At 72.5% G+C, this 24,345-nt stretch carries 25 protein-coding genes and 1 tRNA gene; 16 read left to right on the plus strand and 10 right to left on the minus strand.

Annotation, left to right across the window (positions count from 1 at the left end; genetic code table 11):
• Positions 1–36 precede the first annotated feature (36 nt).
• Together OOJ98_RS26395 and OOJ98_RS26400 are read right to left on the minus strand one after the other, a co-directional pair.
• Entirely contained in the window at positions 37–969 is a 933-nt protein-coding gene (locus OOJ98_RS26395; RefSeq protein WP_267057523.1) for a DMT family transporter, read from the minus strand.
• On the minus strand, positions 966–1,970 hold the full coding sequence (locus OOJ98_RS26400; protein ID WP_267057524.1) for a phosphatase PAP2 family protein: 1,005 nt from the start codon (positions 1,968–1,970) through the stop codon (positions 966–968). The genes OOJ98_RS26395 and OOJ98_RS26400 overlap by 4 nt, the downstream gene beginning before the upstream one ends.
• 170 nt (positions 1,971–2,140) lie before the next feature.
• Between OOJ98_RS26400 and OOJ98_RS26405 the strand changes: the two genes are divergently transcribed.
• Complete coding sequence (locus OOJ98_RS26405; protein ID WP_267057525.1) at positions 2,141–2,740, plus strand: TetR/AcrR family transcriptional regulator; 600 nt, start codon at positions 2,141–2,143, stop codon at positions 2,738–2,740.
• A gap of 67 nt (positions 2,741–2,807) precedes the next feature.
• On the opposite strand, the gene OOJ98_RS26410 is transcribed toward OOJ98_RS26405, so the two are convergent.
• Complete coding sequence (locus OOJ98_RS26410) at positions 2,808–3,587, minus strand: DeoR/GlpR family DNA-binding transcription regulator (RefSeq protein ID WP_267057526.1); 780 nt, start codon at positions 3,585–3,587, stop codon at positions 2,808–2,810.
• 138 nt (positions 3,588–3,725) lie between these two features.
• Between OOJ98_RS26410 and OOJ98_RS26415 the strand changes: the two genes are divergently transcribed.
• From OOJ98_RS26415 to OOJ98_RS26440, 6 genes are all read left to right on the plus strand, one after another.
• The gene (locus OOJ98_RS26415) at positions 3,726–4,610 is read left to right on the plus strand and encodes an SIS domain-containing protein (RefSeq protein ID WP_267057527.1); all 885 of its coding nucleotides are present in this window, start codon (positions 3,726–3,728) and stop codon (positions 4,608–4,610) included.
• A 54-nt stretch (positions 4,611–4,664) separates the two neighbouring features.
• Positions 4,665–5,522 carry a class II fructose-bisphosphate aldolase gene (locus tag OOJ98_RS26420; RefSeq protein ID WP_267057528.1) on the plus strand — a complete coding sequence of 286 codons (858 nt, stop codon included), beginning with the start codon at positions 4,665–4,667 and terminating at the stop codon, positions 5,520–5,522.
• Positions 5,523–5,632: 110 nt separating this feature from the next.
• Positions 5,633–6,862 carry a cytochrome P450 gene (locus OOJ98_RS26425; protein WP_267057529.1) on the plus strand — a complete coding sequence of 410 codons (1,230 nt, stop codon included), beginning with the start codon at positions 5,633–5,635 and terminating at the stop codon, positions 6,860–6,862.
• Positions 6,863–6,905: 43 nt separating this feature from the next.
• Positions 6,906–7,691, plus strand: a complete 786-nt coding sequence (locus tag OOJ98_RS26430; protein WP_267057530.1) for a (Fe-S)-binding protein — start codon at positions 6,906–6,908, stop codon at positions 7,689–7,691.
• Positions 7,688–9,100: a LutB/LldF family L-lactate oxidation iron-sulfur protein gene (locus tag OOJ98_RS26435; RefSeq protein WP_267057531.1), complete on the plus strand. Its 1,413-nt coding sequence runs from the start codon at positions 7,688–7,690 to the stop codon at positions 9,098–9,100. The genes OOJ98_RS26430 and OOJ98_RS26435 overlap by 4 nt, the downstream gene beginning before the upstream one ends.
• Entirely contained in the window at positions 9,097–9,729 is a 633-nt protein-coding gene (locus tag OOJ98_RS26440; RefSeq protein ID WP_267057532.1) for an LUD domain-containing protein, read from the plus strand. Before OOJ98_RS26435 ends, OOJ98_RS26440 begins: the two co-directional genes overlap by 4 nt.
• 61 nt (positions 9,730–9,790) lie before the next feature.
• On the opposite strand, the gene OOJ98_RS26445 is transcribed toward OOJ98_RS26440, so the two are convergent.
• Positions 9,791–10,276, minus strand: coding sequence for a DUF309 domain-containing protein (locus tag OOJ98_RS26445; RefSeq protein ID WP_267057533.1), 486 nt, complete (start codon positions 10,274–10,276; stop codon positions 9,791–9,793).
• 94 nt (positions 10,277–10,370) lie between these two features.
• Between OOJ98_RS26445 and OOJ98_RS26450 the strand changes: the two genes are divergently transcribed.
• Positions 10,371–10,444: transfer RNA gene (locus OOJ98_RS26450), tRNA-Pro, on the plus strand.
• Between the two features lie 91 nt (positions 10,445–10,535).
• Here the strand turns inward: OOJ98_RS26450 and OOJ98_RS26455 are convergent.
• Positions 10,536–12,890 carry a tetratricopeptide repeat protein gene (locus OOJ98_RS26455; protein ID WP_267057534.1) on the minus strand — a complete coding sequence of 785 codons (2,355 nt, stop codon included), beginning with the start codon at positions 12,888–12,890 and terminating at the stop codon, positions 10,536–10,538.
• A 465-nt stretch (positions 12,891–13,355) separates the two neighbouring features.
• Between OOJ98_RS26455 and OOJ98_RS26460 the strand changes: the two genes are divergently transcribed.
• Together OOJ98_RS26460 and OOJ98_RS26465 are read left to right on the plus strand one after the other, a co-directional pair.
• A complete protein-coding gene (locus OOJ98_RS26460) occupies positions 13,356–13,727 on the plus strand; it encodes a hypothetical protein (RefSeq protein WP_267057535.1) in 372 nt (123 codons plus the stop codon).
• 85 nt (positions 13,728–13,812) lie between these two features.
• On the plus strand, positions 13,813–14,724 hold the full coding sequence (locus tag OOJ98_RS26465; protein WP_267057536.1) for a hypothetical protein: 912 nt from the start codon (positions 13,813–13,815) through the stop codon (positions 14,722–14,724).
• Between the two features lie 54 nt (positions 14,725–14,778).
• Here the strand turns inward: OOJ98_RS26465 and OOJ98_RS26470 are convergent, their stop codons facing one another.
• Positions 14,779–16,032 carry an ROK family transcriptional regulator gene (locus OOJ98_RS26470; protein ID WP_267057537.1) on the minus strand — a complete coding sequence of 418 codons (1,254 nt, stop codon included), beginning with the start codon at positions 16,030–16,032 and terminating at the stop codon, positions 14,779–14,781.
• Positions 16,033–16,349: 317 nt separating this feature from the next.
• Here OOJ98_RS26470 and OOJ98_RS26475 point away from each other — a divergent pair, with 317 nt between their 5' ends.
• Both OOJ98_RS26475 and OOJ98_RS26480 read left to right on the plus strand, forming a co-directional pair.
• Entirely contained in the window at positions 16,350–17,321 is a 972-nt protein-coding gene (locus tag OOJ98_RS26475; protein ID WP_267057538.1) for a hypothetical protein, read from the plus strand.
• Complete coding sequence (locus OOJ98_RS26480; protein ID WP_267057539.1) at positions 17,318–18,142, plus strand: RICIN domain-containing protein; 825 nt, start codon at positions 17,318–17,320, stop codon at positions 18,140–18,142. Before OOJ98_RS26475 ends, OOJ98_RS26480 begins: the two co-directional genes overlap by 4 nt.
• 87 nt (positions 18,143–18,229) lie before the next feature.
• On the opposite strand, the gene OOJ98_RS26485 is transcribed toward OOJ98_RS26480, so the two are convergent.
• The 4 genes from OOJ98_RS26485 to OOJ98_RS26500 form a co-directional block, all read right to left on the minus strand.
• A complete protein-coding gene (locus tag OOJ98_RS26485; RefSeq protein WP_267057540.1) occupies positions 18,230–18,631 on the minus strand; it encodes a response regulator transcription factor in 402 nt (133 codons plus the stop codon).
• Positions 18,628–19,749 carry a PAS domain S-box protein gene (locus tag OOJ98_RS26490; RefSeq protein ID WP_267057541.1) on the minus strand — a complete coding sequence of 374 codons (1,122 nt, stop codon included), beginning with the start codon at positions 19,747–19,749 and terminating at the stop codon, positions 18,628–18,630. Before OOJ98_RS26490 ends, OOJ98_RS26485 begins: the two co-directional genes overlap by 4 nt.
• Positions 19,750–19,847: 98 nt before the next feature.
• A complete protein-coding gene (locus tag OOJ98_RS26495; RefSeq protein WP_267057542.1) occupies positions 19,848–20,504 on the minus strand; it encodes a response regulator transcription factor in 657 nt (218 codons plus the stop codon).
• Positions 20,505–20,536: 32 nt separating this feature from the next.
• Positions 20,537–21,001: an STAS domain-containing protein gene (locus tag OOJ98_RS26500; RefSeq protein WP_323177938.1), complete on the minus strand. Its 465-nt coding sequence runs from the start codon at positions 20,999–21,001 to the stop codon at positions 20,537–20,539.
• Between the two features lie 379 nt (positions 21,002–21,380).
• Here OOJ98_RS26500 and OOJ98_RS26505 point away from each other — a divergent pair, with 379 nt between their 5' ends.
• The 4 genes from OOJ98_RS26505 (at position 21,381) to OOJ98_RS26520 (ending at position 24,238) form a co-directional block, all read left to right on the plus strand.
• Positions 21,381–21,731 (plus strand): PRC-barrel domain containing protein, encoded by a 351-nt coding sequence (locus OOJ98_RS26505; RefSeq protein WP_267057543.1) that lies wholly within the window; start codon positions 21,381–21,383, stop codon positions 21,729–21,731.
• Positions 21,732–21,943: 212 nt separating this feature from the next.
• Positions 21,944–22,414, plus strand: coding sequence for a Dps family protein (locus tag OOJ98_RS26510; protein WP_267057544.1), 471 nt, complete (start codon positions 21,944–21,946; stop codon positions 22,412–22,414).
• A 226-nt stretch (positions 22,415–22,640) separates the two neighbouring features.
• Positions 22,641–23,255, plus strand: a complete 615-nt coding sequence (locus tag OOJ98_RS26515) for a (2Fe-2S)-binding protein (protein WP_267057545.1) — start codon at positions 22,641–22,643, stop codon at positions 23,253–23,255.
• Positions 23,252–24,238, plus strand: a complete 987-nt coding sequence (locus OOJ98_RS26520; protein WP_267057546.1) for a xanthine dehydrogenase family protein subunit M — start codon at positions 23,252–23,254, stop codon at positions 24,236–24,238. The genes OOJ98_RS26515 and OOJ98_RS26520 overlap by 4 nt, the downstream gene beginning before the upstream one ends.
• Positions 24,239–24,345: the final 107 nt, after the last annotated feature.

Below are 24,345 nucleotides of genomic sequence, written 5' to 3' on the forward strand. Positions count from 1 at the left end.
GCGACTCCCGGCCGGCCGGCGTCGCCCGGACACCACCTAGGCGACGATGTGGACGGCCGGGTCCGGGGAGGGCAGGTCGGGCGCCGGCAGGGGGAGGTCCACGGGCGGGACCACCGTCGACGGGGGCTCCGCGGCCGGCTTCGCGCCGGTCAGCATGAGGACGCCGCGGGCCGCCACGCACGCCGCGGCCGCCGCGGTCAGCCAGCCGAGCGGGCCGCCGTGGAAGCTCTCGCCGAGCAGGGCCACCCCGATCACCGAGGCCGCCGCCGGATTGGCGAGGTTGACCACGGCCAGCGGGGCGGCCAGCCCGCCGCGGTAGGCCGCCTGCGACAGCAGCAGGCCGCCGACCGCGAACGTCGCCACGAGCACCGTCAACAGGCTGATCTGCCACCAGGTGAGGGGGCCGGACGGCAGCTGCGTGGCGAGCGCGGCCGTGACCGTCTGGGTCAGCGCGGACGCCACCGCCGAGGCGACACCGGACGCGGTGGCGAGGCCGAGGCGGCTGCCGTGCGCCGAGTGCGCGCCGCTCCGTACGAGGAAGGCGAGCAGCAGCGCGGTGGCCGCCGTGATGGCGAGCGCCTCGCTCAGGCTGAGCGCGTCGCCGGGGTTCGCCGGGCCGGTGACCGCGATCAGGCCGGTGAGCCCGGCCAGCGTCCAGCCCGCGCCGCGCCACTCGCGCCGCGTGACACGGCGGCGCTCGTAGGCCGCGGAGAGCGGCAGCGCGGCGACGAGCGTGAGCGCGCCGAGCGGCTGGACGAGGGTGAGCGGGCCGTAGTGGAGCGCGGCCACGTGCATGAGGGCGCCCGCCGCGTTGAGGCCGACCGCCCACCACCACAGCGGCCGGGCGAGCAACTGGCCGACCCCGCCGCCGCCTTGGGCGGCCAGCCGGGACTGGGCGACGGCGGCCAGCGCGTAGCCGGCGGCCGAGGCGAGCGAGAGCACGATCGCGAGCAGCGCGGACTGGTTCATCGCACGGCCTCGGAGAGTTGGGGCGCGGGGATGCGCGGGGGAGTGGTCGCCGGAGAGGACCCCTGCGCGGCCGTCGCCAGAGGTGTGGCGGGGAACGCGGGGGCCCGCTGGGGCAGTGGCAGCTGAGCGGGGACCTGGACGGACCGCGGCACGGACGCTGGGACCGCGACCGCCTGGGCGACCGGCGCGGCCTCGTGGGTGGTCCGCCGGGGTGCCGCACGGCGGAACCACTTGGATGCCGCAGGCAACTGTGCGAGCTGCTGGGGCGCCGGCACGAAGTAGAGCACCGCACCCAGCAGCGCCGAGGCCACGATCGCATCCAGCCAGTAGTGGTTGGCGGTGCCGACGACCACCAGCAGCGTGAGCAGCGGGTGCAGCAGCCACAGCCATCGCAGGCGGCTCCGGGTCGCGGAGATCAGTCCGATGGCGACCATCAGCGCCCAGCCGAAGTGCAGCGAGGGCATCGCCGCGAACTGGTTGGCCATGGTGTCGGTGTCCGGGGTCGCCGCGTACACCGAGGGTCCGTAGACCTGCGCGGTGTCGACGAGTCCTGCGGTGGTCAGCATGCGCGGCGGCGCGAGCGGGACCGTGATGTGCAGCACCAGGGCGGCGGCGGTCAGCCCCGCGAGTACCCGGCGCGACCACAGGTAGTGGCCGGGGCGGCGCAGGTACAGATAGACGAGGAAGGCGACCGTGGCGGGGAAGTGCACCGTGGCGTAGAAGGTGTTGGCGACCTTCACCAGAGTGTCGCCGTGCAGCAGCAGATGCTGGACGGAGCCCTCGCCGGGCAGGTGCAGCGCGCGCTCCCAGCTCCACACGCGGTCCGCGTTGTCGAAGGCGCTCGCCTCGTGTCCGTTGGCCAGCTGCCGGCCGAACTTGTAGACGAGGAAGAGCGCGGTCACGAGCAGCAGCTCGCGCACCAGGGGCGGCCGGGAAGCGGTCGTCTCCGGTCCGGCGGGGCGGGTCTGGCGACGCGCCCCCGTGGTTATACCGGCAAACATTCTCCGGCCCCTTTGAACCTGGATCGATACGTGGGAAAAACATAAGCAAACGTAGGAAGGCTAGATCGAAACTCATCGAGACGCAAACGTCTCGATACGTTTGCGTCTCGATTGAGCGCAGCCTACTCTCGTACGTGCAGAGTGCCGCTTGTTTTTCTCCGGAGGGAACGATGTCGACGCAGGCCGCCACCGCCGCTGCACGCCGCAGCAAGATCAGCCCCGAGCGGGAGCTGGAGCTGTACGACGCGGTGCTCGACCTGCTCAGAGAGGGCGGCTACGACTCCGTGACGATGGAGGGCGTCGCCGCACGCACCAAATGCGGCAAGGCGACCCTGTACCGGCAGTGGAAGAACAAGCCCCTCCTGGTCACGGCGGCGCTCAGCGCGAGCCGCTGCTCGTTCTTCTCGGGCATCGACACCGGGACGCTCGCCGGGGACCTGCGCGAGGCGGCCCGCGCGGTCGGCCGTCGCGAGGGGCCCGACACCGCCCTCATGGAGGCCGTCGGGCAGGCCTACATCAAACACCCGGACCTGCGCGAAGCCCTGCGCGAGACGGTCCTGAACCCCGAGATCGCGGCGCTCGACGCGATGCTCGGGCGCGCGGTGGAGCGCGGCGAGATCGCGGCCGACAACCCTGCGATCGGCTATGTCGCCCCCATGGTGATGGGCATGCTGCGGGTGGAGCGGCTCTTCGAGGACCGCTTCCACGGGGAGAGCGCGGTGCTCGGCCTGCTGGAGTCCGTCGTCTTCCCGGCCCTGCGGATCGGCTGACGACTCGTCGTCCGCGCAAGGGAGTTGGGGTCGTCGGCCCGTTCCGCCCGGCCGGCCGCGGTCCGGTTCAGACCGCGATGACCGTGACCCCGGCCTCCCTGAAGCGCGCCACCGTCTCGTCCGGCACCGCCGAGTCTGTGACCAGGGTGCCCACCTGGGCCGTCGCGCAGATACGGGCGAACGTCCGCTTCCCCAGCTTCGTCGAGTCCGCCGCCACCACGACCCGTTCGGCCCGCTCGCACAGCAGCCGGTTGATGCCGGCCTCGTCCTCGTCGTGGGCCGAGGCCCCGTGCCTCACGTCGAAGGCGCCGACGCCGAGCACCGCCACGTCCATCGTGATCTGGTTCAGAACCCCGCCCGCGAGCGGCCCGGTCAGCTCGTAGGACTGGGGGCGGGCCACCCCGCCCGTCACCACGATCTTGAACTGCGGACGCACCGCGAGCTCGTTGGCGATGTTGAGCGCGTTGGTCACGATGGTCAACGCCGGTGATCCGTGCGAGAGTTCGGGGTGCACGGCGAGGGCTCGGGCGACCTCCGTGGTCGTCGTGCCGCCGGTGAGGCCGACCGCCTCGCCGGGCGCGACGAGATCCGCCACTGCCTTGGCGATCCGCTGCTTCTCGGAGGCCTGGCGCGCCGTCTTGTAGCGCAGCGGCAGCTCGTAGGAAACACCGTGCACCAGGGCGCCGCCCCGCGTCCGTACGAGCATCTGCTGCTCGGCGAGCTGGTCGAAGTCGCGGCGGATGGTCGCGGCCGACACCCCGAGCGCGGTCGCCGCGTCGTCGACATCGAGGCGGCCCTGCTCCACGAGCAGTTCCAGGAGCGTCTGCCAGCGGGCGTCACGCGACATCCGCATCCCCGTTCTTCGTACCGGTAACCGTCCGTAGTGACCTTAGCGCACACCCATATGCTTGATCGTGCTCGAAATCGAGCTATATTTTGCAGAAACAAGCATGACAGTGCGACCTTCAGAGGGTGGGAGCCCGGCATGAGCCATGTCGAGAACGAACTGAGCAGCCAGCCCGAATGCTGGAAGCGGGCGGCCGACGCGGCGGTCCAGCACAAGGACGCCCTGCCGGCCGCGGGGGAACGGGTCGCCGTCGTAGGCTGCGGCACCTCCTTCTTCATGGCGCAGGCCGTCGCGGCGCTCCGCGAGAGCGCGGGCCTCGGCGAGACCGACGCGTTCGCCGCATCCGAATTCCCCGCCGCGCGCTCCTACGACCGGGTCGTCGCCCTGACCCGCTCGGGCACCACCACCGAGGTGCTCGACCTGCTGGCCCAGGTGCGCGGCGGCACCCGTACCACCGCCATCACGGCCGACCCCGCGACGCCGGTGATGCGCGCCGCCGACGACATCGTCGTCCTCGACTTCGCGGACGAGGAGTCGGTCGTCCAGACCCGCTTCGCGACCACCGCCTTCACCCTGCTCCGCGCCCACCTCGGGCTGCACACCGAGCAGGCCGTCGCCGACGCCCGCACCGCCCTGGCCGAGCCGCTGCCCCAACGGCTGGTGGAGGCGACGCAGTTCAGCTTCCTCGGCCGCGGCTGGACCAACGGCCTCGCGCAGGAGGCCGCCCTCAAGATGCGCGAGGCGTCGCTCTCCTGGACCGAGGCCTACCCGGCGATGGAGTACCGCCACGGCCCCATCAGCATCTCCACCACCACGACCGCCACCTGGATGTTCGGCGAAGCCCCCGAGGGCCTCGCCGACCAGGTGGCCGCCACCGGCGCCCTGTGGATCGAGGGACGGCTCGACCCGCTCGCCGAACTCGTTCGCGCCCAGCGCCTCGCCGTCGCCGTGGCCGCCGCCCGCGGCCTCGACCCGGACCGGCCGCGCCACCTCACCCGCTCGGTCATCCTCGACGGCGCCTGAGCGCGCCGCACAGCACCGAACGGACCACGAGACCCAGGTGAAGGGGAAGCACTGATGCCCATCGCACGGACCGGCACGCTCGTCGCCGAGGCCGCCGTCAAACGCCGCGCCGTCGCGGCCTTCAACATCATCACCCTCGAACACGCCGAGGCCGTCATCGCCGGCGCCGAGGCGGCCAAGTCCCCGGTGGTCCTCCAGATCAGCGAGAACGCCGTCAAGTTCCGCTACGGCCGGGTCCTGCCGCTGGCCCGCGCGGCGGCCGCCGCCGCGGAAGCCGCCTCCGTACCGGTCGCGCTCCACCTCGACCACGTCAAGCAGGACGACCTCCTGCGGCAGGCCGCCGACGCGGGCTTCAGCTCCGCGATGTACGACGCCGCCCATCTGCCGTACGAGGAGAACCTGGCCGCGACGCGGGCCGCCGCCGATTGGGCGCACACCCAAGGGCTGTGGATCGAGGCCGAGTTGGGGGAGGTCGGCGGCAAGGACGGCAAGGCGCCGCTCGACGCCCACGCGCCCGGCGCGCGCACCGACCCCGAACAGGCCCGGCAGTTCGTCGCCGAATCCGGGGTCGACGCGCTCGCCGTCGCCATCGGCAGCACCCACGCCATGACGTCCCGCACCGCCGAACTCGACCACGCCCTGCTGACCAGACTCGACGCCGCGCTGCGCGTGCCGCTCGTGCTGCACGGCTCGTCGGGCGTCCCCGACGACGCGCTGTCCGCCGCCGTCGCCGGTGGCATCGCCAAGGTCAACATCGGCACCGCCCTGAACCTGGCGATGACCGACGCCATCCGCTCCTACCTCGCCGCGCACCCCGAGGCGGTCGACGCCCGCACCTATCTGACCGTCGGACGCCAGGCGATGGCGGCCACCGTCACCCGCCTGATCGGGGTGCTCGACCGGATCTCCTGAGCCGCCCGTGCCCGCCGCCGGGGCCCCCGCACGGTCCCGGCGGCGAAACCGCCACGTTCCGCCGTGGCGGCGCTCTTCCGATGTGGCCACGGGTCGTAGACGATGGGCCTGTGGACAGGCATGAGCACGCTCGGCTCGACGCGCTGCAGCGCGACCCGTATCCGCACTACGCGCGGGCCCGGAACGCCGAAGGACTGACGTTCGTGCCGGAACTCGACGCGTGGCTCGTGGCCCGGGACGCCGACGTGCGCGAAGTCCTGCGCCGCCCCGAGGCGTTCTCCTCCGCCAACGCGCTGCGCCCCGACGTCCTGCCCGGCCCCACCGTGCTCGCCGAGATGGGCCGGGGCTTCGGTGGCCGCCCCGTCGTGGTGAGCTCCGACGGCGCCCTGCACCAGCGGCTGCGCGCCCCCGTCGTGCACGGCCTCTCGCCCGCCCGCGTCGCCGCCGTCGTCCCGTACGCCGTCGAACGGGCCACCGCCCTGGTCGACGGCTTCGCCGCCCGCGGCTCGGCGGACCTCATGGCCGAGTTCGCGCTGAAGCTCCCCGGCCAGGTCATCGGGCACCTGATCGGCCTCGACCCGGCGGACGTCCCGCTCGCCGTGCACGGCGGCTACCGTGCCGAGCAGTTGCTGTTCCGGCCGATGGAGGAGGAGGACCAGCTCGCGGCGGCCCGCGACATCGTCGAGATGCAGCACCTCCTCGACACATACGTACGCGAACGGCACGCCCGCCCCCAGGACGACCTGTGCAGCTCGCTGATCGCCGCGCTCACCGCGGGCAGCGAGCCGGCCGGCGGCGAACTCACCCTCGACGAGCGCCACGAGATGGTCGCGCACCTCCAGAACTTCCTGCTCGCCGGGCACCTCACCACGAGCGCCCTGACCGGCTCCATGCTGCTCCATCTGATGCACCACCGTGCCCAGTGGCAACTGCTCTGCGAGAAACCGGAGTTGATACCGGCCGCCGTCGAGGAAGCCGCCCGCTACGACAGTCCGATCCAGGGATTCCGCCGCATCACGACCCGCCCCGTCGTGCTGTCCGGCACCGAACTCCCCACCGGGGCCGTGGTGTTCGTCGCGTACGGCTCCGCCAACCGCGACCCGAGCCGCCACGAACGGCCCGACGTCTTCGACGTCACCCGCCCGCCCGCGCGCCACCTCGCCTTCGGGTACGGCGTCCACGGCTGCCCGGGATCCCAGCTGGCCCGCGAACAGCTCCGGATCACCCTGGAACTCCTCACGACGCGGCTGCCGGGGCTGCGCCTGGCCGAGGACAGACCCGTCGTCATGCGGCCCACGATGATCCACCGGTCACCGGAGGAACTGCCGCTGACCTGGTGAGCACCCTTGATCCTGGGGCGGCCCCCCGGCATATCCTCCGACCATGCGCGTCGCACTCTTCGTCACCTGCGTCAACGACGCGGTGTATCCCGCCACCGGCATCGCGACGGTGAAGCTGCTCGAACGGCTGGGGGTCGAGGTCGCCTTCCCGCCCGGCCAGACCTGCTGCGGGCAGCCCCAGTTCAACACCGGCTACCGGCACGAGACCGAACCCCTGGTCCGCCGCATGGCCCGGGTCTTCGCCGGCTACGACCACATCGTCACCCCGTCCGGCTCCTGCGCCGCGATGATCCGCGACAACTATCCGCGCATCGCCCGCAGAGCGGCCGCCGACAGCAGAGGCGCGGACAGCAGAGGCGCGGACGGCCGGGCCGCGGAACTGGCCGAGGCCGCCGCGACGCTCGCGCCACGCGTGTACGAGCTGACCGAGTTCCTCGTCGACGTGCTCGGCGTCACCGACGTCGGCGCGTACTTCCCGCACACCGTCACCTACCACCCCTCGTGCCACGGCGTACGCCTGCTCGGCCTCGGTGACCGGCCCCGCCGGCTCCTCGCCGCCGTCAAAGGCATCGACCTGCGCGAACTTCCCGGCGCCGAGGAGTGCTGCGGCTTCGGCGGCACCTTCGCGCTCAAGAACCCCGACGTCTCGACGGCGATGGGCGCCGACAAGGTACGCAACGCCGTCTCCACCGGCGCCGCCGTCCTGTGCGGCGCCGACAACTCCTGCCTCCTGCACATCGGAGGCATCCTGCACCGCCAGGACGCCCCGATGCGGGCCCTGCACATCGCCGAGATCCTCTCCCGCACGGAAGCGGAGCCCCCCGTATGAGCGGCACGTTCGTCGGCATGCCCTCCTTTCCCGACGCCGCGCGCAAGGCGGTGCACGACACCACCCTGCGCGGCAACCTGCGGCACGCCACCCACACCATCCGCGACAAGCGCGCCCAGGCCGTGGCGGAACTGCCCGACTGGCAGGAGCTGCGCGAGGCCGGCAAGCGGATCAAGGACCACACGCTGCGCCATCTCGACCGCCATCTGGAGCAGTTGGAGGCGTCGGTCACCGCCGCCGGGGGCTCCGTGCACTGGGCCGCCGACGCGGCCGAGGCCAACCGGATCGTCACCGGCCTCGTCAAGGCCACCGGCGAGCGCGAGGTGGTCAAGGTCAAGTCGATGGCCACCCAGGAGATCGGCCTCAACGAGGCGCTCGCCGCCGAAGGCATCCACGCCTACGAGACGGACCTCGCCGAACTCATCGTCCAACTCGGTGAGGACCGGCCCTCGCACATCCTGGTGCCCGCGATCCACCGCAACCGCGCCGAGATCCGCGACATCTTCCGCGAACGGATGGGGAGTTGGGGCAGGCCCGCCCCGCAGGACCTGAGCGACGAGCCCGCCGACCTCGCCGAGGCGGCCCGGCTGCACCTGCGCGAGAAGTTCCTGCGCGCCAAGGTGGGGATCTCCGGCGCCAACTTCATGGTCGCCGAGACCGGCACCCTCGTCGTCTTCGAGTCCGAGGGCAACGGCCGCATGTGCCTGACCCTGCCCGAGACGCTGATCTCCGTCGTCGGCATCGAGAAGACGATCCCCACCTGGCGGGACCTCGAGGTCTTCCTGCAGACCCTGCCGCGTTCCTCGACGGCCGAGCGGATGAACCCGTACACCAGCATGTGGACCGGCACCGCCGACGGCGACGGCCCGCGCGCCTTCCACCTCGTGCTGCTCGACAACGGCCGCACCGACGCCCTCGCGGACGACATCGGCCGCCAGGCGCTGCGCTGCATCCGCTGTTCGGCCTGCCTCAATGTGTGCCCGGTCTACGAACGGGCCGGCGGCCACGCCTACGGCTCGGTCTACCCGGGCCCCATCGGCGCCATCCTCACGCCCCAACTCCGGGGCACGGCAAGCGAGATCGACGCGTCACTGCCGTACGCGTCCTCCCTGTGCGGCGCCTGCTACGAGGTCTGTCCCGTCGCCATCGACATCCCGGAAGTCCTGGTCCACCTCCGGGAGAAGGTCGCGGAACAGGGCGGGCACCCCTGGGAGAAGGCCGCGATGAAGGCGGCGTCCTGGGTGATGGACCACCCCGCGGCGATGGCGGCGGGGGAGCGGCTCGCGGCGCGGACGCGGGCGCTGCACCCCGGGCGCCCGCCCGGCGCGGGCGCCTGGACCGACAGCCGCGATCTGCCGGAACTGCCCGCAGAACCCTTCCGTGACTGGTGGAAGAAGAACCGCACATGAGCTCACGCGACCGCATCCTGGCCCGGGTCCGTGCCGCCGTGGCCGGCGCGCCCGAGGCCCCCGCCCCCGCCCGCGCCTACCTGCACAGCCACACCCCGGACGACCCGGCGGCCGTACTCGACGTGCTGCACCACAACCTCGCCGACTACCGCGCCCGCGTGCACCGCACGACCGGCGCGGGCGTGGCCCCGCTCATCGCGGAGCTGCTCGCCGCGCGCGGGGCGACGAGCGTCCTGGTGCCGACGGGAGTGCCGGACGCATGGCTGGCGGACACGGTGGGCGTACGCGTCGTCGAGGACACCGAGGACTCCACGCCGGCCGAACTCGACGCAGTGGACAGCGTGATCACCGGGTGCGCGCTGGCCGTCGCGGAGACCGGCACCATCGTCCTGGACGCGGGCCCGGCCCAGGGGCGCCGCCGCATCACGCTCGTGCCCGACCACCACATCTGCGTCGTCCGCGTCCCCGGCCAGGTGGTGGCCTCCGTCCCGCAGGCCATGGGCCGCCTGGACCCGCGCCGCCCGCTGACCTGGATCTCCGGCCCGTCCGCGACCAGCGACATCGAACTCGACCGGGTGGAGGGCGTACACGGCCCCCGCACCCTGGAGGTGGTCCTCCTCGACGCGTGAGCCGGGCCGGACCGACGGGGTGCGCCTCGGCGGGCCGGCCGGCCGGGCGCACGGGTGCGCTTCAGCCGGTGAGCCGGGGCGCGTCGGCCGCCGCGTCGACGGCGCCCGGCAGCCGCCCGGCCAGCTCCCGCGCCCACACGGCGAGCCCGTCCAGATCGATTCCGTACGCCGGTACGCCTTCCTGTGCCGCGTACCGGGCCAGCGACCCGGTGCCGCGCTCAAGGAGCGTCGATGCGCCCTTCGCGTTGCCGCGCGCGGCATGCGTGAGACCCACCGCGAGCTGCGCCAACCCCCGCCACAGCGGCTCCTCCTGCGCGGGGCCCGCCTTCCACGCGTCCTCGAACACCTCATGGGCGTGGAAGGGCATGCCCGCCGCCAGCAGCCGCTGGGCCTCGCGCACGGTCTCCTCGGGGGCCCGCGTCACCCCCTCCGGCTGCCGGGCGACGCCCTCGGCGCCGTAGGGCAACGGCCGGCCGAGCCCGTCCCGGGGCCGGGCGTTGCGCGCCCGGCCCTCGACGTCACGATCGCGGGGTGCAGAACTCTCCATGCGTGCGATTGTGCCCCGTTCCTGGCGCGGCCCCGGAGTGCGGTATGGTTCTCATGCACGAACGGCCGGGGGAAACCCCAGGTCAGACGGGCATCGGGACGTGGCGCAGCTTGGTAGCGCACTTGACTGGGGGTCAAGGGGTCGCAGGTTCAAATCCTGTCGTCCCGACTCGAAAGAGTCGCAGATCAGGGCCGGTGTCGGAGAAATCCGACACCGGCCCTTGATCGTTTCTGGGCCGGCGGGGGACCGGGACCGGCCGTCAGGGGCACGTGTCCAGGCGCGCGCGGACCGCTTCGGCGTCGCGGTGCTGGAGGTCGTCGAGGATGGCGAGGCTCGCCGTCCAGGACGCGCGGGCCGCCCGGAGGTCGCCGAGCGCGAGGTGGGTGTCCCCGATGTGGGTGTGGATCTCGGCCTGGAGGAAGTAGTCGCCGATCGACTGCCGCAGGCGCAGGGACTCCTGGTAGGCGGGGAGTGCCTTCTCGTACGCGCCCAGCTGGTGGTGGATGAAGCCGATGCTGTCCAGGGTGGACGACTGGGCGGGCAGGTTCCCGTCGGCGCGCGAGAGCTCCAGCGCCCTGCGGCAGTACGGGAGCGCGGCGCCGGATTCACCGCGCAGGGCCAGGTACCAGCCGATGCTGTTGAGCGCGAGGGCCTGTCCGGTGGGGTCGTCGACGGCCTCGAACAGCTCCAGGGCCGAGCGCGCCTCGGCGATGGCCATGGCGTGATCGTGCTGCTCGCCGTACGCGATGGCGATGTCGATCTGGGTCCTGCCCCGGCGAGTGTGGTCGCCGACCCTGCCGAAGAGGTCGAAGGCGCTGCGCAGTTGGGCGTGGGCCTCGGGCTGGCGGCCCTGCGAGCGGTGCACCTGACCGAGCCAGCGGTGGGCGTGGGCCTGCCGGCCGAGGTCCCCGGTCCGTTCTGCGGCGGCCAGAGCGATCTCGCCGACCTGCTGCCACTGCTGCCACAGACCCGACTTGAGCAGGTACGAGACCTGTGTACCCGCGAGCTGCCAGGCGTGGTCCGGGAAGCCGTCCTGAAGGGCGCGGGCGGCCATGTGGACGAGTACCGTCCGCTCGTCCTCGTACCAGGCCAACGCCTCCCGGCGGCCGGCCGGGCCCTCGGGCGTGACCCCGGTGGCGGGTTCGGCGAGGTCGAGCGGGGGCCACGAGGCCTCGTCCGCGTAGGCGAGGGAACCCGCGCGGTGCGCGGAGTGGAGGTAGTGGTCGAACATCCGGAGCTTCGACTCCGCCCGCTCGGCAGCGTCGTCCCCCTCGACCAGCTCGATCGCGTACATCCGCAGCAGATCGTGGAAGGCGTACCGTGCGCTTCCCTGCCTGGTGACCAGGTGCGCGCGGACCAGTTCGTCCAGCAGGATCCGGGTCCCGGACAGCGGCAGACCGGCCAGGCCGGCCGCCGCGGCGGCACTGATGTTGGGCCCGGGATGCAGGCCGAGCAGCCGGAACAGTCGGGCGCTCTGCGCGGGCAGGGCGCGGTACGACCAGGAGAGCACGGCCCGCACATCGGCGTAGCCGTCGTCGGCCGCGAGCAGGTCCAGACGCGCGCGGGTGTCGCGCAGCTCCTCCGCCCACCGGTCCAGCGGGACGCCGGGACGGTCGGCCGCGCGTGCGGCGGCGATGTTGAGGGCGAGCGGCAGCCGGGCGCACAGCTCGATCAGCTCGTCGGCGGCTTCCGGATGGTTCAGAACGGGCTCGGGGCCGAGCCGGCGAAGGAGCAGCTCGTGCGCCTCCTCGCGGGAGAGCACATCGAGCGGCAGCGGAACGGCGCCGTCCAGGGCGATCAGTCCCGAGAGCCGGTTCCTGCTGGTCACGAGGACCAGGCAGCCGTCCGAGCCCGGCAGGAGCGGGCGTACCTGCTCCGCCTCGCGGGCGTTGTCGAGAACGATCAGGGTGCGGGTCCCGGCGAGCCGGCTGCGATAGACCGCGAGTTGTCCCTCGGGGTCGGCGGGGATGCGGTGGCCCGGTACGCCGAGCGCGTCCAGGAAGCCGCGCGCGACGGCGGCGGCGTCGACGGGGTCGGCCGCGGGGTCGAAGCCGCGCAGGTTGGCGAAGAGCTGGCCGTCGGGAAAGCGGTCGGCCACCTGGTGCGCGAAGTGCAGGGCCAGCGTGGTCTTGCCCACTCCCGCGGTGCCGGCGATCGCCGAGATGACGACGGCGCCACAGCTCGTCCGGCGATCGGACATCAGCTCGTCGAGGTGCTTGAGCTCCCGTATCCGGCCGGTGAAGTGCCTTACGGCGAAGGGCAGTTGCCGCGGGGCCGCGCCGGTGTGGACGGCGGGGGCGGACGCGCCGGCTTCCGGGGCCGAGCGCCCCGCGTCGCGGGCCTCGGCGATCCGCTGCCACCGCTCCCGCCACCGGGCCACCTCCTGTGCCCCCGCGCCGCACGCACGGACCAGGGCGAGGCAGACCTCCAGCCGGGGGAGCTCACGGCGGCGAGGACTGAGGGCGTCCGACAGCGTGCTGCGCGCGACACCGCTGCGGCGCTGCAGTTCCTGGAGGGACGGCTGGCCCGCCCGCACCTTCAGCGCCCGCAGTTCGCGAATGAAATCGCCCACGCTCTGCGCCGGCTCACCCGGTCTCGGGTGTGATGGCTCCATGGTGCGGCTCCCCTGTGAGACGCGCTGCCCGTCGGGGGCAACCGGATCCGTCCGGACCCGACCGAGAACATTGTCACGGGAATGCGGCCTCGGCAGACTCACTATCGGACGAAGTAATCGCCGACGGAGTTTTGCCGGTCCTTGGCTTCGAGCGGTGAATCGTCTCGAAAGGTAAAGGAGGAAGTCCAAAAGCCGGGCGGATTTCGGGCGGGCAAGTATGGCAACAGGGGAGCAATGGGGGATGGCGGCTCGACTGTAAAGAGCCGAGCCGATCCTGAAGCGCAGCGCGGTAAAGGGGAATTGACTCTACCGTGTGCTCCCGCACAGCCGAGCGGCCCGCTGGGGTGTCCAGAACTGGCACCCCGACACAGCTCGTTTCATCACCGCGCGTGGGGGTGCTGACCGGCCATGTCGTGGCGCTCCACCGCGCAGTGTCGACCCAGCAGAAGAAACCGAGGGGAACCAATGATCTCGAATGTCCGCACCAAGTTCGCCGCACTCACCATGGCCGCGGGGCTCGCCCTCGCCGGCGTGGCCGTAGCGGCCCCGGCGCACGCCATCGACAGGGTGAGCTGCCCGACCAACGGGCTCACGGTCATCACCAGTGGAAACGGCAACTTCTGCGCCGCGGGAAGCATCGGCTACAAGACCATCAGCTCGCTGACGGGCGGTGGCCAGTCCGACGTCAAGAACGTCGTCCGCGAGACCACCTCCTGGAACTGGGCCGTGTTCTACAACTCGACGGGCTACGTCAGGCTCAAGCCCGGCGGCCACGCGGACTTCGGCGCCGGCGTGATCACGTACGCCCTGGAGATCGACAACCCGAACTGGACGTGACCCCACGGCGTCCACGTCCCTGATGTCAGCATCCGCCGCCGTGTCGACGCGGCCGGCGGCGGGTGCGGCTCCCCGGAGGCCGAACATGAAGCGCTCAGCAACGACGGTGGCCGTCCTCCTCCTGGCCCTGGTGGCGGGGTGCGGTACGCGAGCCGCCGGCCCGACCCGGTCGAAGCTGCCGGATCTGGGTGCGGTTCCCACCATCACCGAAGTCCAGCAGGTGGTGCGGCCGATCGACGCCTACCTGCCCACCCCCGCGCAGACCGACCGTGTGGAGCGGGCCGCCTATCTGACGAGCGTGCGGTGCCTGAAGCGGTTCGGGGTCGCGGAACCCTCCGGAATCGCCCCGCCGCCGTCCGACCCCGCCGGCCGTGCCGTCCGCTCACAGCTGTACGGATACTTCGCCCCCCGCGCGGCGCCCCTCGCGGGTTACGACAGCGCGGTGGTCCCGCAGCGCACGACTCCGCTGCCGGACGACGCCCTGGAGCTGCTCACCGGACGGGACAAGGGCGGTGCCGCGGTCACCCAGTACCACGGCAGGCCGGTCGCCAAGGGCGGCTGCTGGCAGGAGGGGCTCGATGCGGTCGGGGGCGCGGCGCTCCTGGCGGGCGACCCGGCGGGCATGCCGGGCGGCGGGCCGCCGGAACCGCTGAAGGACCCCCGCGTCATCGACGCCGACCAGCAGTGGAGCGCGTGCATGAAGTCCCGGGGGTTCTCCTACGGCACGCCCGCGGACGCCTACATGGACCCGCGGTGGCGAGCGCCGGGCACCGCAGGCCGGACGCCCACCCATTCGGCGGCCGAGATCAAGACCGCGACGGCCGACATGTCCTGCAAGCGCTCCACGAACTTCATGGGAGTCGTGGTGGCCGTCGAATCGGCCTACGACCGGGAGTACATCGCCGCGAACAGCGCCCGGCTCGCGGCGCTCAAGAAGGGGGTCGCGAACCACCTCGCCACGGTGGCCGAGATCATCGCCGCGGGCCACACCGCATGAACGCGGCACCCGGATCCACGGGTGGCGCGGTGTGCTCCGGGACCGGGCCGGTCGTCACGCTCCGGCCGGGTCCTCGAACACCGCGTTCAGCGCGAGGTACGCCCCGCCGCGCGCGGCGGCGGCGAACCCCAGGGTGGAGAGGCGCACTTCGCAGCCGCCCGCGTCCGGGGCCATGACGCGCTCGTGCACCACCGCGCGCACCCGCTCGATCATCAGATCGCCGATGTGGGTGAAGTAGCCGCCGAGGACGACCACTCCCGGGTTGAGCACATCGGCGAGGAGCGCCACGCCGAGCCCGAGGTCGTCCGCGACACGCGCCATCGCCGCCACGGTGCGGGGGTCGGCGGCACGGGCCCGGGTGCGCAACAGGTCGAGACGGTCACCGAGTTCCACCGTCGGGTCGTGCAGCACGTCGCCCTCGTCGGCGGCGAGGCGCAGGATCGCGTCGAGCCCGACCATCGTCTCCCAGCAGCCGCGCCGCCCGCACGCGCACGGGCGGCGCTCCGGGTCGAGCGGCATGTGCCCGACCTCGCCGGCGAATCCGTTGGCGCCGCGCAGCAGCCGGCCCGCGCTGATCACTCCGGCGCCGATGCCGCGTTCCCCCGTCACGCACACCATGTCGTGCACGTCCTCGACGCGCACCGCGGCGTATTCGGCGAGCGCCGCCAGCTTGGCGTCGTTGTCCAGGGCCAGCGGTGGCGGGTCCGTCAGGCGCGTACGCAGTCCTTCGGTGACGGCGACATCGCGCCAGCCGATGGCCGGGGCGTACCGCGCCGTGCCGCTCGCCGTGTCGACCACGCCCGGCGCCGCCACCGTGATCCCGGCCGGGTGAACTCCACTGTCCTGTACGGCGGTTCGGCAGGCGGCGAGTTCGCAGGCGGCGAGGTCGAGCACCGCGTCGGGACCCGCTGCGGCGACGTCCACGGTGACCCGGCGCCCGTACAGCTCGACGCCGTCCAGGGCGAGCGCCACGACCTGGACGTAGCTGGTGCTGACCTCCACTCCGATCCCGCAGACGGCGTGTCCGTGCAGGCGCACCTCCGCGCCGGGCCGCCCGACCGCCCCCTCCCGCCGGGCCGGGCCCTCGCGGACCAGGCCGAGCGCCACGAGTTCGGCGACCAGGCTGGTGACGGTCGGTTTGGGCAGGCCCGCGTCCGCGGCGATGCGCGCCCGTGAGCGCGGCCCCGCGTCGCGCAACAGACGCAGCACCACACCGAGGTTGGTGCGCCGGATGGCTCCTCGGTCGCGGGACTCCGCCGCCCAGGACGGTTCGGTGTGCGGCGGCGATGCCGCCCGCAGCTCGGGCACGGGTCCTCCCTCTCCGGTCGGGGCCGCCTGGTGCTGAACCGACGCCGCCCCGCTGCCCGATGCGTACGGCGTCGGGTCCGGGTGCGGCGTCGTCCTCATCATGGCGCGCGCCCCGGGCGCGCATCAGGGTGTGCACCGATCCGTGACGGATGCCTTGACAGCCTCCGCATTAGTTCGGATTCTATTCAAACTAATCCGCCGCCGTGAACACCCCCGCGCAACACCCCTCGTCCCGCGCCGAGTTCACTTCCCCGTCGGACCGGGACGCCCCCACCGGGCCGCCGCCGTGCGGCTGGCCCGCTCCGAGAGGAGTACTCGTGCCCGCCCGCACCAGGACGAAGATCACCGGCGTGCTCGTCGCGATGGCCGCCGTGCTGTCCGGCACCCTGCTGGCCGCCCCCGCAGCACAGGCCAAGGATCCCGCGTACACCGTCGCCATCGGCGCCAAGGGCCCGTGGGGCAACCCGGACGACACCCCGGCCGCGCCCTACATCGACAAGGACGGCACGTTCTACTACCAGTCGGCGCACTCCCTCTACGCCGCCGACGACGACCGCGCCTGGACGTTCTACACCGGCAGGGACTTCGACTCCGCGACCCGGTCGAGCGCGCTGAGCGACGCCGTGAACCCCGCCAACTCCCAGGACCGCAACAACGACACCACGTGGCGCTGCAACAACAGCCCGACCGGCCGCGAGGCCACCAGGGCGCCCGCCGGCTCCAGCTACGCACAGCCCAACTACTGCGACCTGCTGGGCGTGTGGGTCGACCCGGACACCGGCGACTGGTACGGCCTGGTGCACAACGAGTTCACCCCGACCCCGTTCGGCGACGGTCTGCACTACGACGCCATCGACTACGCGCTCTCCAAGAACCAGGGCCGCACCTGGAGCATCCAGAGCCACGTGCTGACCTCGCCGTACAGCACCGAGCGCGGCGACACGGCGGCGTTCCCGCACGAGACGTACGACTACGGCAACGGCGACCCCCGCCTGTACGTCGACACCGCGTCGGGGTACTTCTACGTCTACTACAACTCGCGGATCATCCCCAAGGGCGGTGTGTCCGGCGGCTGGACGGACGGCAGCCGGGCGCACGTGGCCCGCGCCCCGATGTCCGGCAAGATGGCGCCCGGCTCCTGGCGGAAGTGGTACGACGGCTCCTGGTCCCAGCCCGGCATCGGCGGCCTGGAGAGCAATATGGAGCCGGTCACCCCGCCCACGCGGGCACCGTCGCGCAGCAGCAGGCGGCCGGAACCCTGCCCGCCAAGTCCGACCTGCTCACCATGAACATCGCCTACGACGCCCACCTCGGCCTCTACATCGGCGAGCCCGAGACGATCAAGCAGGACGGCACGGAGAAGCAGCGCTTCTACGTCACGGACAACCTCGCCACCCAGAAGTGGCGGCTGATCGGCGACTCCGGGGAGTACCGCTCCGGCTCCTGGTACCGCTGGCTGCTCGATCCGGTGAGCCGCACCACCAACACGATCGTGGGCCGCACGTTCCGCTCGTACTGCTCGTTCTTCTGCTCCAACGGCTCCGACGGCGAGTACTACGACACCACCGTGACCAGCACCGCCACCGCCCCGGCTCCGGTCGACCCGCGCAAGGCGTACACCATCGGCAGCGGGAGCGGACGCTACCTGGCCCAGGTGGCGGGCGGCTCCGCGACCACCTCGCGGTCCTCGACGGGCGGTTCGGCCCTGGCCACGTGGGTGTTCAGCGCCAACGGTGACGGCTCGTACCGGATCGCGAACGCCTCCACCGGGCGGCTCCTCGGCGTCGACTCGTCCTCGACGGCGGGGCGCGCCTGGGCGGCCAGGCCGAGCGTGACGGCGGCGCCCGCCTCCGGACCGACGGCGGGCCAGCAGTGGTTCGTCCTCGCGAACACCACCTCCTCCGGTGCGCCGACGGGCACGTTCCGCCTGGTCAACCGGTACAGCGGACTGGTGCTCGGCCTCTCCTCCACCACGAACCGCCTCGCGGAGACGACTCCGGCCCGCGCCTGGACCGACACGACGGGCAATTCGGTCGGCGCCGCCCGCACGGCAACGGAGCAGACCCTCACGCTCCGGGCAGTAAGCGCCCCGTCAACTCACTTGCGCTAGATGGGAGTTGTCGGCCCCCTCCGGGTGAAGAGGGGGCCGATGGCACTGGCATGCAGAGTCCCGGCCGGTGACACCTGGCCGGGGGTTTCAGCGGGGCCCGGCCGCCTGGCGCAGGGCGTCGAGGAGGTCGCGGTTGCTCGTGCCCTTGAGGACGTATGCGTGGACGCCGGCGCTCCGCATCTGTTCGACGGACGCCTTGTCGTCGTACGCGGAGAAGGCCACGATGCGGCTGCCCGGCGAGCAGGCCGCGATGCTCGTGGCGACGCGGTGGCCGCCGCCCGGGAAGCGGACGTCGAGGACCACGAGGTCCGGTTGGAGGCGGCGCGCCAGGAGCAGCGCCTGCGCGTCGTCGCGTGCGGTGCCCACGACCTCGAGATCGGGCTGGGCCCGCACGACCTCGGTCAGGGTCTCCAGGAGCAGCGTGTTGTCGTCGCACAGGAGCACGCTGAACGGTGCGTCCGCAGCGGTGGGCGGCGGCGCGGCGGTCACGGGGCCTCCTCCGCCGGGTCGGGGACCGGGTCCGGGACCGGAAGCGGGTTCGGCACCCAGAACTCGACCGTCGTGCCGGTTCCCGGGCGCGAGTGCATGGACCACCACCCTCCCGCCGTCTCGGCCCGCTCCCGCATCTCGATGACGCCGAAATGGTCGCGGGAGCCGTCCTGCCCCATCGGGGCGCCCGTTCCGTCGTCCACGACTCGCGTCGTGATGCCGCCGTCGCCGGAGCGGACGTGCACGTCGACCCGCGTTGCCCGTGCGTGCTTGTGCACGTTCAGGAGCGCCTCCTGGACGATGCGGAAAATGGTGATGGCCGTCTCGGGGGTGGGGTCCCGGTCCAGCTGGTGCTCGAAGGAGTAGGGCATGCCCCAGGCGTCGCCCACCACGTCCTCCAGGTGGCTGGAGACTCCCTCGACCAGGCCGTGCCGGTCGAGCCCCGGCGGGTGCAGCCGGAACGTCAGACTGCGCAGCCGCGTGATGGCCTCGCGCACCGACGCGTCGAGGCGCCGCAGTTCGGTGGCGTGGGTCTGCGGCATCTGGTCGGCGAGGAGTTCGAGGCGCATCCCGACGGCGACCATGGCCTGGATCGAGTCGTCGTGGACGTCCCACGCGATGCGGCGCCGCTCCGTCTCCTGCGCCTGGACCAGGTGGTCGAAGAGGCGCCGCCGCTCACTGAGGGCGTGCTGCGCGGCCCGGCGCTCCGACATGTCCCGGGTCACCTTGCCGAACCCCTGCAGGACGCCCTTGTCGTCCCACAGGGCGGTGATGACCACGTTGGCCCAGAACCGGGAGCCGTCCTTGCGGACGCGCCAGCCCTCGTCCTCGAGGCGGCCGTCCTTCACGGCGGTCTCCAGCTCCCACTGCGGCTTGCCCGAGGCCTGGTCCTCGGGCGGGTAGAAGACCGAGAAGTGCTGTCCGAGGATGTCGGAGGCCCGGTAGCCCTTGATCCGCTCCGCCCCGGCGTTCCAGCTGATGATGTAGCCGTGCGGGTCGAGCATGAAGATGCCGTAGTCGAGCACCCCCTGCACCAGCAGCGTGAAGGCCGTCTCCGACAGCGGAGCGGCGGGCTTGCGCGTCCACTTCTGCCGCGGCTCCCGCTGCTCCCGCGTCACTTGAACGGCCCTTTCACTCGCGGCCCGTCCATGTCAGCAGCCCGTCCATTGCGGCAGAGCCCGTCCACGTCAGGAGCCCGTTCGCCGCATGGGCTCGTTCACTTGAGGAGTCCTTCGCGTCGTGCGATCGCCACGGCTTCCAGCTGGGAGCGGGCCCCCAGCTTTTCGAGCACCCGCTGGACGTGATTGCGGCCCGTGTTGACGGCGACGCCGAGCTGGTCGCTGATCTCCGCGGTGGTGCGGCCCTCGCCGAGGAGGTGGAGGGCCTGGCGCTCCCTCGGGGTCAGGTTCGCGCCGAGCCCCGGCACCCGGCCGGTCAGACGGCCCAGCACGTCGCCGAGGAGTTCCTGGCTGAAGACCGCCTCGCCGGCCGCCACCCGGCGGACCGCGTCCTCCAGTTCGCTCAGGCCGCGCTCCTTGAGGATCAGACCGGCGCCACCCGTCTGGGCGACGCGCGCGGCCACCGATCCGCTGCCCTCACCCGCCAGGACCAGGACGCGCGCTTCCGGCACTAGGGCCAGGAGGTCGGTGATGGCGGCGACCCCGTCGCCGTCCGGCAGGCGCCGGTCCATCAGGACGACGTCGGGCTCGCACGCACGCGCGTCGGCCAGGGCGGATGCCACGGAGGCCGCGCGCCCCACGACCTGCAGATCGGGCGAGCGCTCAAGGGCGAGGCATATCGCCTCGGCCACCATGTCGTGGTCCTCGACGAGAAGGATCCTGACCGGTCGACCGTGTGGGAGAGGTGAAGACATCGGCGCATCCTTGCTGGTGGCGGCCCGCACGATCATGCCAGAAGGTCCCGGACCGGCGGCCACAAGGTGGCTTCCGCCTCGGCGTCGAGGCGCTCGGCGTCCTCGGTCGACAGCGCGTCCGCCGGCGCCGTTTCCGTGGCCCGACTCGTCTCGGCGCCGGTGCCCGAGGTGCGCTGCGTGAAGATGCCCTCGCCTCCGATCAGCGCGAGCAGCCGCGCCGGCTGTGTCCCCATACCTTCCACCACGAGGGGTACGCCCGCCCGCAGGGCGGACACCCGGGCCCTCAGCAGGACGCCGAGGCCGGCGCAGTCGCAGAAGGAGACTCCGGTCAGATCCAGGCAGAGGCTCGTGGGGTGCTCCGCCAGGCAGGTCACGACGGCGGCGCGGACCAGCGGCGCGGTGTCGAGGTCGAGTTCGCCCGCGAGTGTCACTCGCGCGACGCCCGCATGGACAACGGCATGCGACGTGAACGGGCAGACGGCCACGGCGTCTCCCACCTTCCGGTGCTCCCATGCGGTGCGGACCTACGCCGCGTGGATTCGCGGACCCGCCCTGCGGACGGGCCGCCTGCTGCCACCGTCGCACCACCGGCTCCTAGTGCGCTGGCATCAGGGTCGCTCTAGTGAATCTGCACTAGACGTGGAAGTCAACACGCGCCTACGGGGGTTGACGGCCCCCACGCCGCCCCGACCCGCGCAGCCCGACCGGACCCGCCCCGAAGGAAAGGGCGTTCGTCCCGTTTGAATTCCTCCGGCCCGGCCAGACGTCACGCTGAACGCACCGTACGAGCAATTGACTCGGCGCCGGCCCGCCCGGAATGGGTCGGAGCGCGAGATACGCACCGCGAAAGCGAAACGGAAAGGGGACACCGTCCCGATGAACGAGAACCTGTGGGGTTTCAAGGACACCAGTGGCCATCTCGCCGGGGTGGATCTGCGCGGCTGGAAGGTAGAGGCGGCCGACGGGTCGATCGGGAAGGTGGACAGCCACTCCGACGAGGTGGGCTCGGCGCACCTCGTGGTGGACACCGGGCCGTGGATCTTCGGCAAGCGGGTGCTGCTGCCCGCGGGCACCGTGACCCGTCTCGATCCGGACGACAAGAGGATCCATGTCGCCCTCACCCGGGACCAGGTCAAGGACTCGCCGGAGTTCGAACCGGCCACCCACCTCGACGACCCCGCCTACCGCGACCTGGTCGGCCAGTACTACGGAGCGCCGCTCCTCTGAATTCATCCGTACCGTCGCCCGGTCGGCGGCCCGCCGGAGATCCGGCGGGCCGCCTTCTTTTTTGTCCGTACCCCCCGTTTGGGCCCTGCTTTTCGAGGAACGCGACATATCGGGCCCGCCAACGGCCCCGTAAACGGTCCGCCCCGTAATCGGCCGCGCAACGGCAAGCATCGCGGGAGCGGACAGCGGTGATGCGAAATGGAGTGAAAACGGTGACTGTCGTGAAGAGTTCGCTGTCCGATGCGCAGCTGAAGGTCGTCGGTTCGGCCCTGCAGGGTGCGCTGGTCGATCTGGTGGATCTGTCGCTCGCGGCCAAGCAGGTGCACTGGAACGTGGTCGGTCCGCGGTTCCGTTCGGTGCACCTTCAGCTCGACGACGTGGTGGCCACGGCGCGGCAGTATTCGGACACGGTCGCGGAGCGCGCCGCCGCGCTGGGCGTCAACCCGGACGGGCGTGCGGCCACGGTCGCGGGCGACAGTGCGCTGGGGACGGTGCCGGAGGGCTGGATCAAGGACTCCGAGGCGGTGGAGATCCTGGTCGTGGCGCTCGGCAGGGTGGTGGAGCGGATGCGCGAGCGCATCGCGGCGACCGACGAGCCGGACCCGGTCAGCCAGGACCTTCTGATCGCCCTCACCGCCGAGCTGGAGAAGCACGCCTGGATGTTCCGGGCCGAGAACAGCTGACCGGACGGTCCGGGCCGGGCCGGCCGACCGGAACAGCTGAACCGGGAACGACCGGCTCGGCCGGGCCACGACGCGAGCCGTGACACCGGGCCGAGCCGCATGAGGAGCCGACGGGCGGGGCTGCCACCCCGCCCGTCGGCCGTCGCCGGGATGCCGGAGGGGGTGAGCTGTACGAGGCTGGTGATGCGGGCGGCGCGGGCCGCCCGGATCGAGAGACAGAGGAACGATGGAACGCAGCGAGGGGCCGCACAGCGGCCCCGGGACGGTGGAGCGCTACGCGCCCTGGCCCCGCCCCAAGGACCTTCCCCCCGGCCCCACCACGTCGCGGGTCACCCTCCGCGTCAACGGAGCCGCCCACGCGGTCGAGGTCGACCACCGCACCACCCTGCTCGACCTGTTGCGCGAACGGCTCGCCCTGACGGGCTCCAAGAAGGGCTGCGACCACGGCCAGTGCGGGGCCTGCACGGTGCTCGTCGACGGCCGCCGCAGCAACAGCTGTCTGCTCCTGGCGATCGCGATGGACGGCTGCGACATCGTGACCGTGGAGGGCCTCGCGGATGTGGACGGCGCGGACGGCGACCTCCACCCGCTCCAGCGCGCCTTCCTGGAACGCGACGCCTTCCAGTGCGGCTACTGCACCCCGGGCCAGCTGTGCTCGGCGGTCGGCATGCTGTCCGAAGCCGCCTCCGGCGAGCCCTCCCTGGCCACCGCCCCGGGCGCGCCCCACGGCGGACCGGTGCCGCTGACCGACGAGGAGATCCGCGAACGGCTCAGCGGCAACCTGTGCCGGTGCGGGGCCTATCCGCACATCCTGGACGCGGTACGGGACGTGATCGCGTGAAACCCGTGTCGTACCTGCGCGCCCACAGCGTGGAAGAGGCAGCCGCCGCGCACGGGGGCCGTCCCGAGGCCCGCTACCTGGGCGGTGGCACCAACCTGGTCGACCTCATGAAGCTCGGCGTGGAGCGCCCGGAGGTCCTCGTCGACATCACCCGTCTGCCCCTCGACCGGATCGAGGAGCGCCCCGACGGATCGGTGTGGGCCGGAGCGACCGTACGCAACAGCGACCTCGCCGCGCACCCCGTGATCCGCGAGCGGCACCCCCTGCTCTCGCAGGCCGTCCTGAGCGGCGCTTCGGGCCAGCTGCGCAACGCCGCCACCACCGGCGGGAACCTCCTCCAGCGCACCCGCTGCGCCTACTTCCAGGACCTGTCGAAGCCGTGCAACAAGCGGGTCCCCGGCAGTGGCTGCGCGGCGATCGAGGGTGTCAACCACGACCACGCGGTGCTCGGCCACTCGCCGCACTGCGTGGCGACCAACCCCTCCGACCTGTCCGTGGCGCTCTCGGCGCTCGACGCCGTCGTGGAACTGGCCGGCCCCGGCGGCGGACGCAGCGTGCCGGTGACGGAGTTCCACCGCCTGCCCGGCGACCGGCCCGACCTGGACACCGAGATCCGGCCCGGCGAACTCATCACCGGCGTCGTGCTGCCGCCCCTGCCCCAAGGGGCGGTCTGCCGTTACCGCAAGGTGCGCGAACGCGCGTCGTACGCCTTCGCGCTCGCCTCGGTGGCCGCGGTGGTCCAGATGGCGGACGGCGAGATCCGGCACGCCGCCGTCGCCTTCGGCGGCCTGGCCCACCGGCCCTGGCGCGCCCGCCGGACGGAGGCCGCCCTGCTCGGCGCACGGCCGAGCCCCGACGTCCTCGCGCAGGCGGTACGGGCCGAACTCGACGAAGCCGTACCGCTGCGGGACAACGCCTACAAGGTGGCGATCGCCCAGGACCTGGCCACCCAGGTGCTGGGCTCCCTGACCAGCTCGCACTGACCCGCCGCCGCCCGGGTCGGGGAGCGGCCCGCTTCCCGAGTCCCAGCCCGCCCGACGACCGGAGCCGACCCGCCCGGACGACCCGGGCCGACCCGTCGGCCCCCGCT

It is taken from the genome of Streptomyces sp. NBC_00083, assembly GCF_026343295.1.
Taxonomy (GTDB): domain Bacteria; phylum Actinomycetota; class Actinomycetes; order Streptomycetales; family Streptomycetaceae; genus Streptomyces.

Excerpts from the sequence above, each read along its gene's own strand:
- OOJ98_RS26395 (WP_267057523.1), bottom strand. The coding sequence starts at position 969 with ATGAACCAGTCCGCGCTGCTCGCGATCGTGCTCTCGCTCGCCTCGGCC.
- OOJ98_RS26400 (WP_267057524.1), bottom strand. The coding sequence starts at position 1,970 with ATGTTTGCCGGTATAACCACGGGGGCGCGTCGCCAGACCCGCCCCGCC.
- OOJ98_RS26405 (WP_267057525.1), top strand. The coding sequence starts at position 2,141 with ATGTCGACGCAGGCCGCCACCGCCGCTGCACGCCGCAGCAAGATCAGC.
- OOJ98_RS26410 (WP_267057526.1), bottom strand. The coding sequence starts at position 3,587 with ATGTCGCGTGACGCCCGCTGGCAGACGCTCCTGGAACTGCTCGTGGAG.
- OOJ98_RS26415 (WP_267057527.1), top strand. The coding sequence starts at position 3,726 with ATGAGCCATGTCGAGAACGAACTGAGCAGCCAGCCCGAATGCTGGAAG.
- OOJ98_RS26420 (WP_267057528.1), top strand. The coding sequence starts at position 4,665 with ATGCCCATCGCACGGACCGGCACGCTCGTCGCCGAGGCCGCCGTCAAA.
- OOJ98_RS26430 (WP_267057530.1), top strand. The coding sequence starts at position 6,906 with ATGCGCGTCGCACTCTTCGTCACCTGCGTCAACGACGCGGTGTATCCC.
- OOJ98_RS26435 (WP_267057531.1), top strand. The coding sequence starts at position 7,688 with ATGAGCGGCACGTTCGTCGGCATGCCCTCCTTTCCCGACGCCGCGCGC.
- OOJ98_RS26440 (WP_267057532.1), top strand. The coding sequence starts at position 9,097 with ATGAGCTCACGCGACCGCATCCTGGCCCGGGTCCGTGCCGCCGTGGCC.
- OOJ98_RS26445 (WP_267057533.1), bottom strand. The coding sequence starts at position 10,276 with ATGGAGAGTTCTGCACCCCGCGATCGTGACGTCGAGGGCCGGGCGCGC.
- OOJ98_RS26455 (WP_267057534.1), bottom strand. The coding sequence starts at position 12,890 with ATGGAGCCATCACACCCGAGACCGGGTGAGCCGGCGCAGAGCGTGGGC.
- OOJ98_RS26460 (WP_267057535.1), top strand. The coding sequence starts at position 13,356 with ATGATCTCGAATGTCCGCACCAAGTTCGCCGCACTCACCATGGCCGCG.
- OOJ98_RS26465 (WP_267057536.1), top strand. The coding sequence starts at position 13,813 with ATGAAGCGCTCAGCAACGACGGTGGCCGTCCTCCTCCTGGCCCTGGTG.
- OOJ98_RS26480 (WP_267057539.1), top strand. The coding sequence starts at position 17,318 with ATGAACATCGCCTACGACGCCCACCTCGGCCTCTACATCGGCGAGCCC.
- OOJ98_RS26495 (WP_267057542.1), bottom strand. The coding sequence starts at position 20,504 with ATGTCTTCACCTCTCCCACACGGTCGACCGGTCAGGATCCTTCTCGTC.
- OOJ98_RS26505 (WP_267057543.1), top strand. The coding sequence starts at position 21,381 with ATGAACGAGAACCTGTGGGGTTTCAAGGACACCAGTGGCCATCTCGCC.
- OOJ98_RS26515 (WP_267057545.1), top strand. The coding sequence starts at position 22,641 with ATGGAACGCAGCGAGGGGCCGCACAGCGGCCCCGGGACGGTGGAGCGC.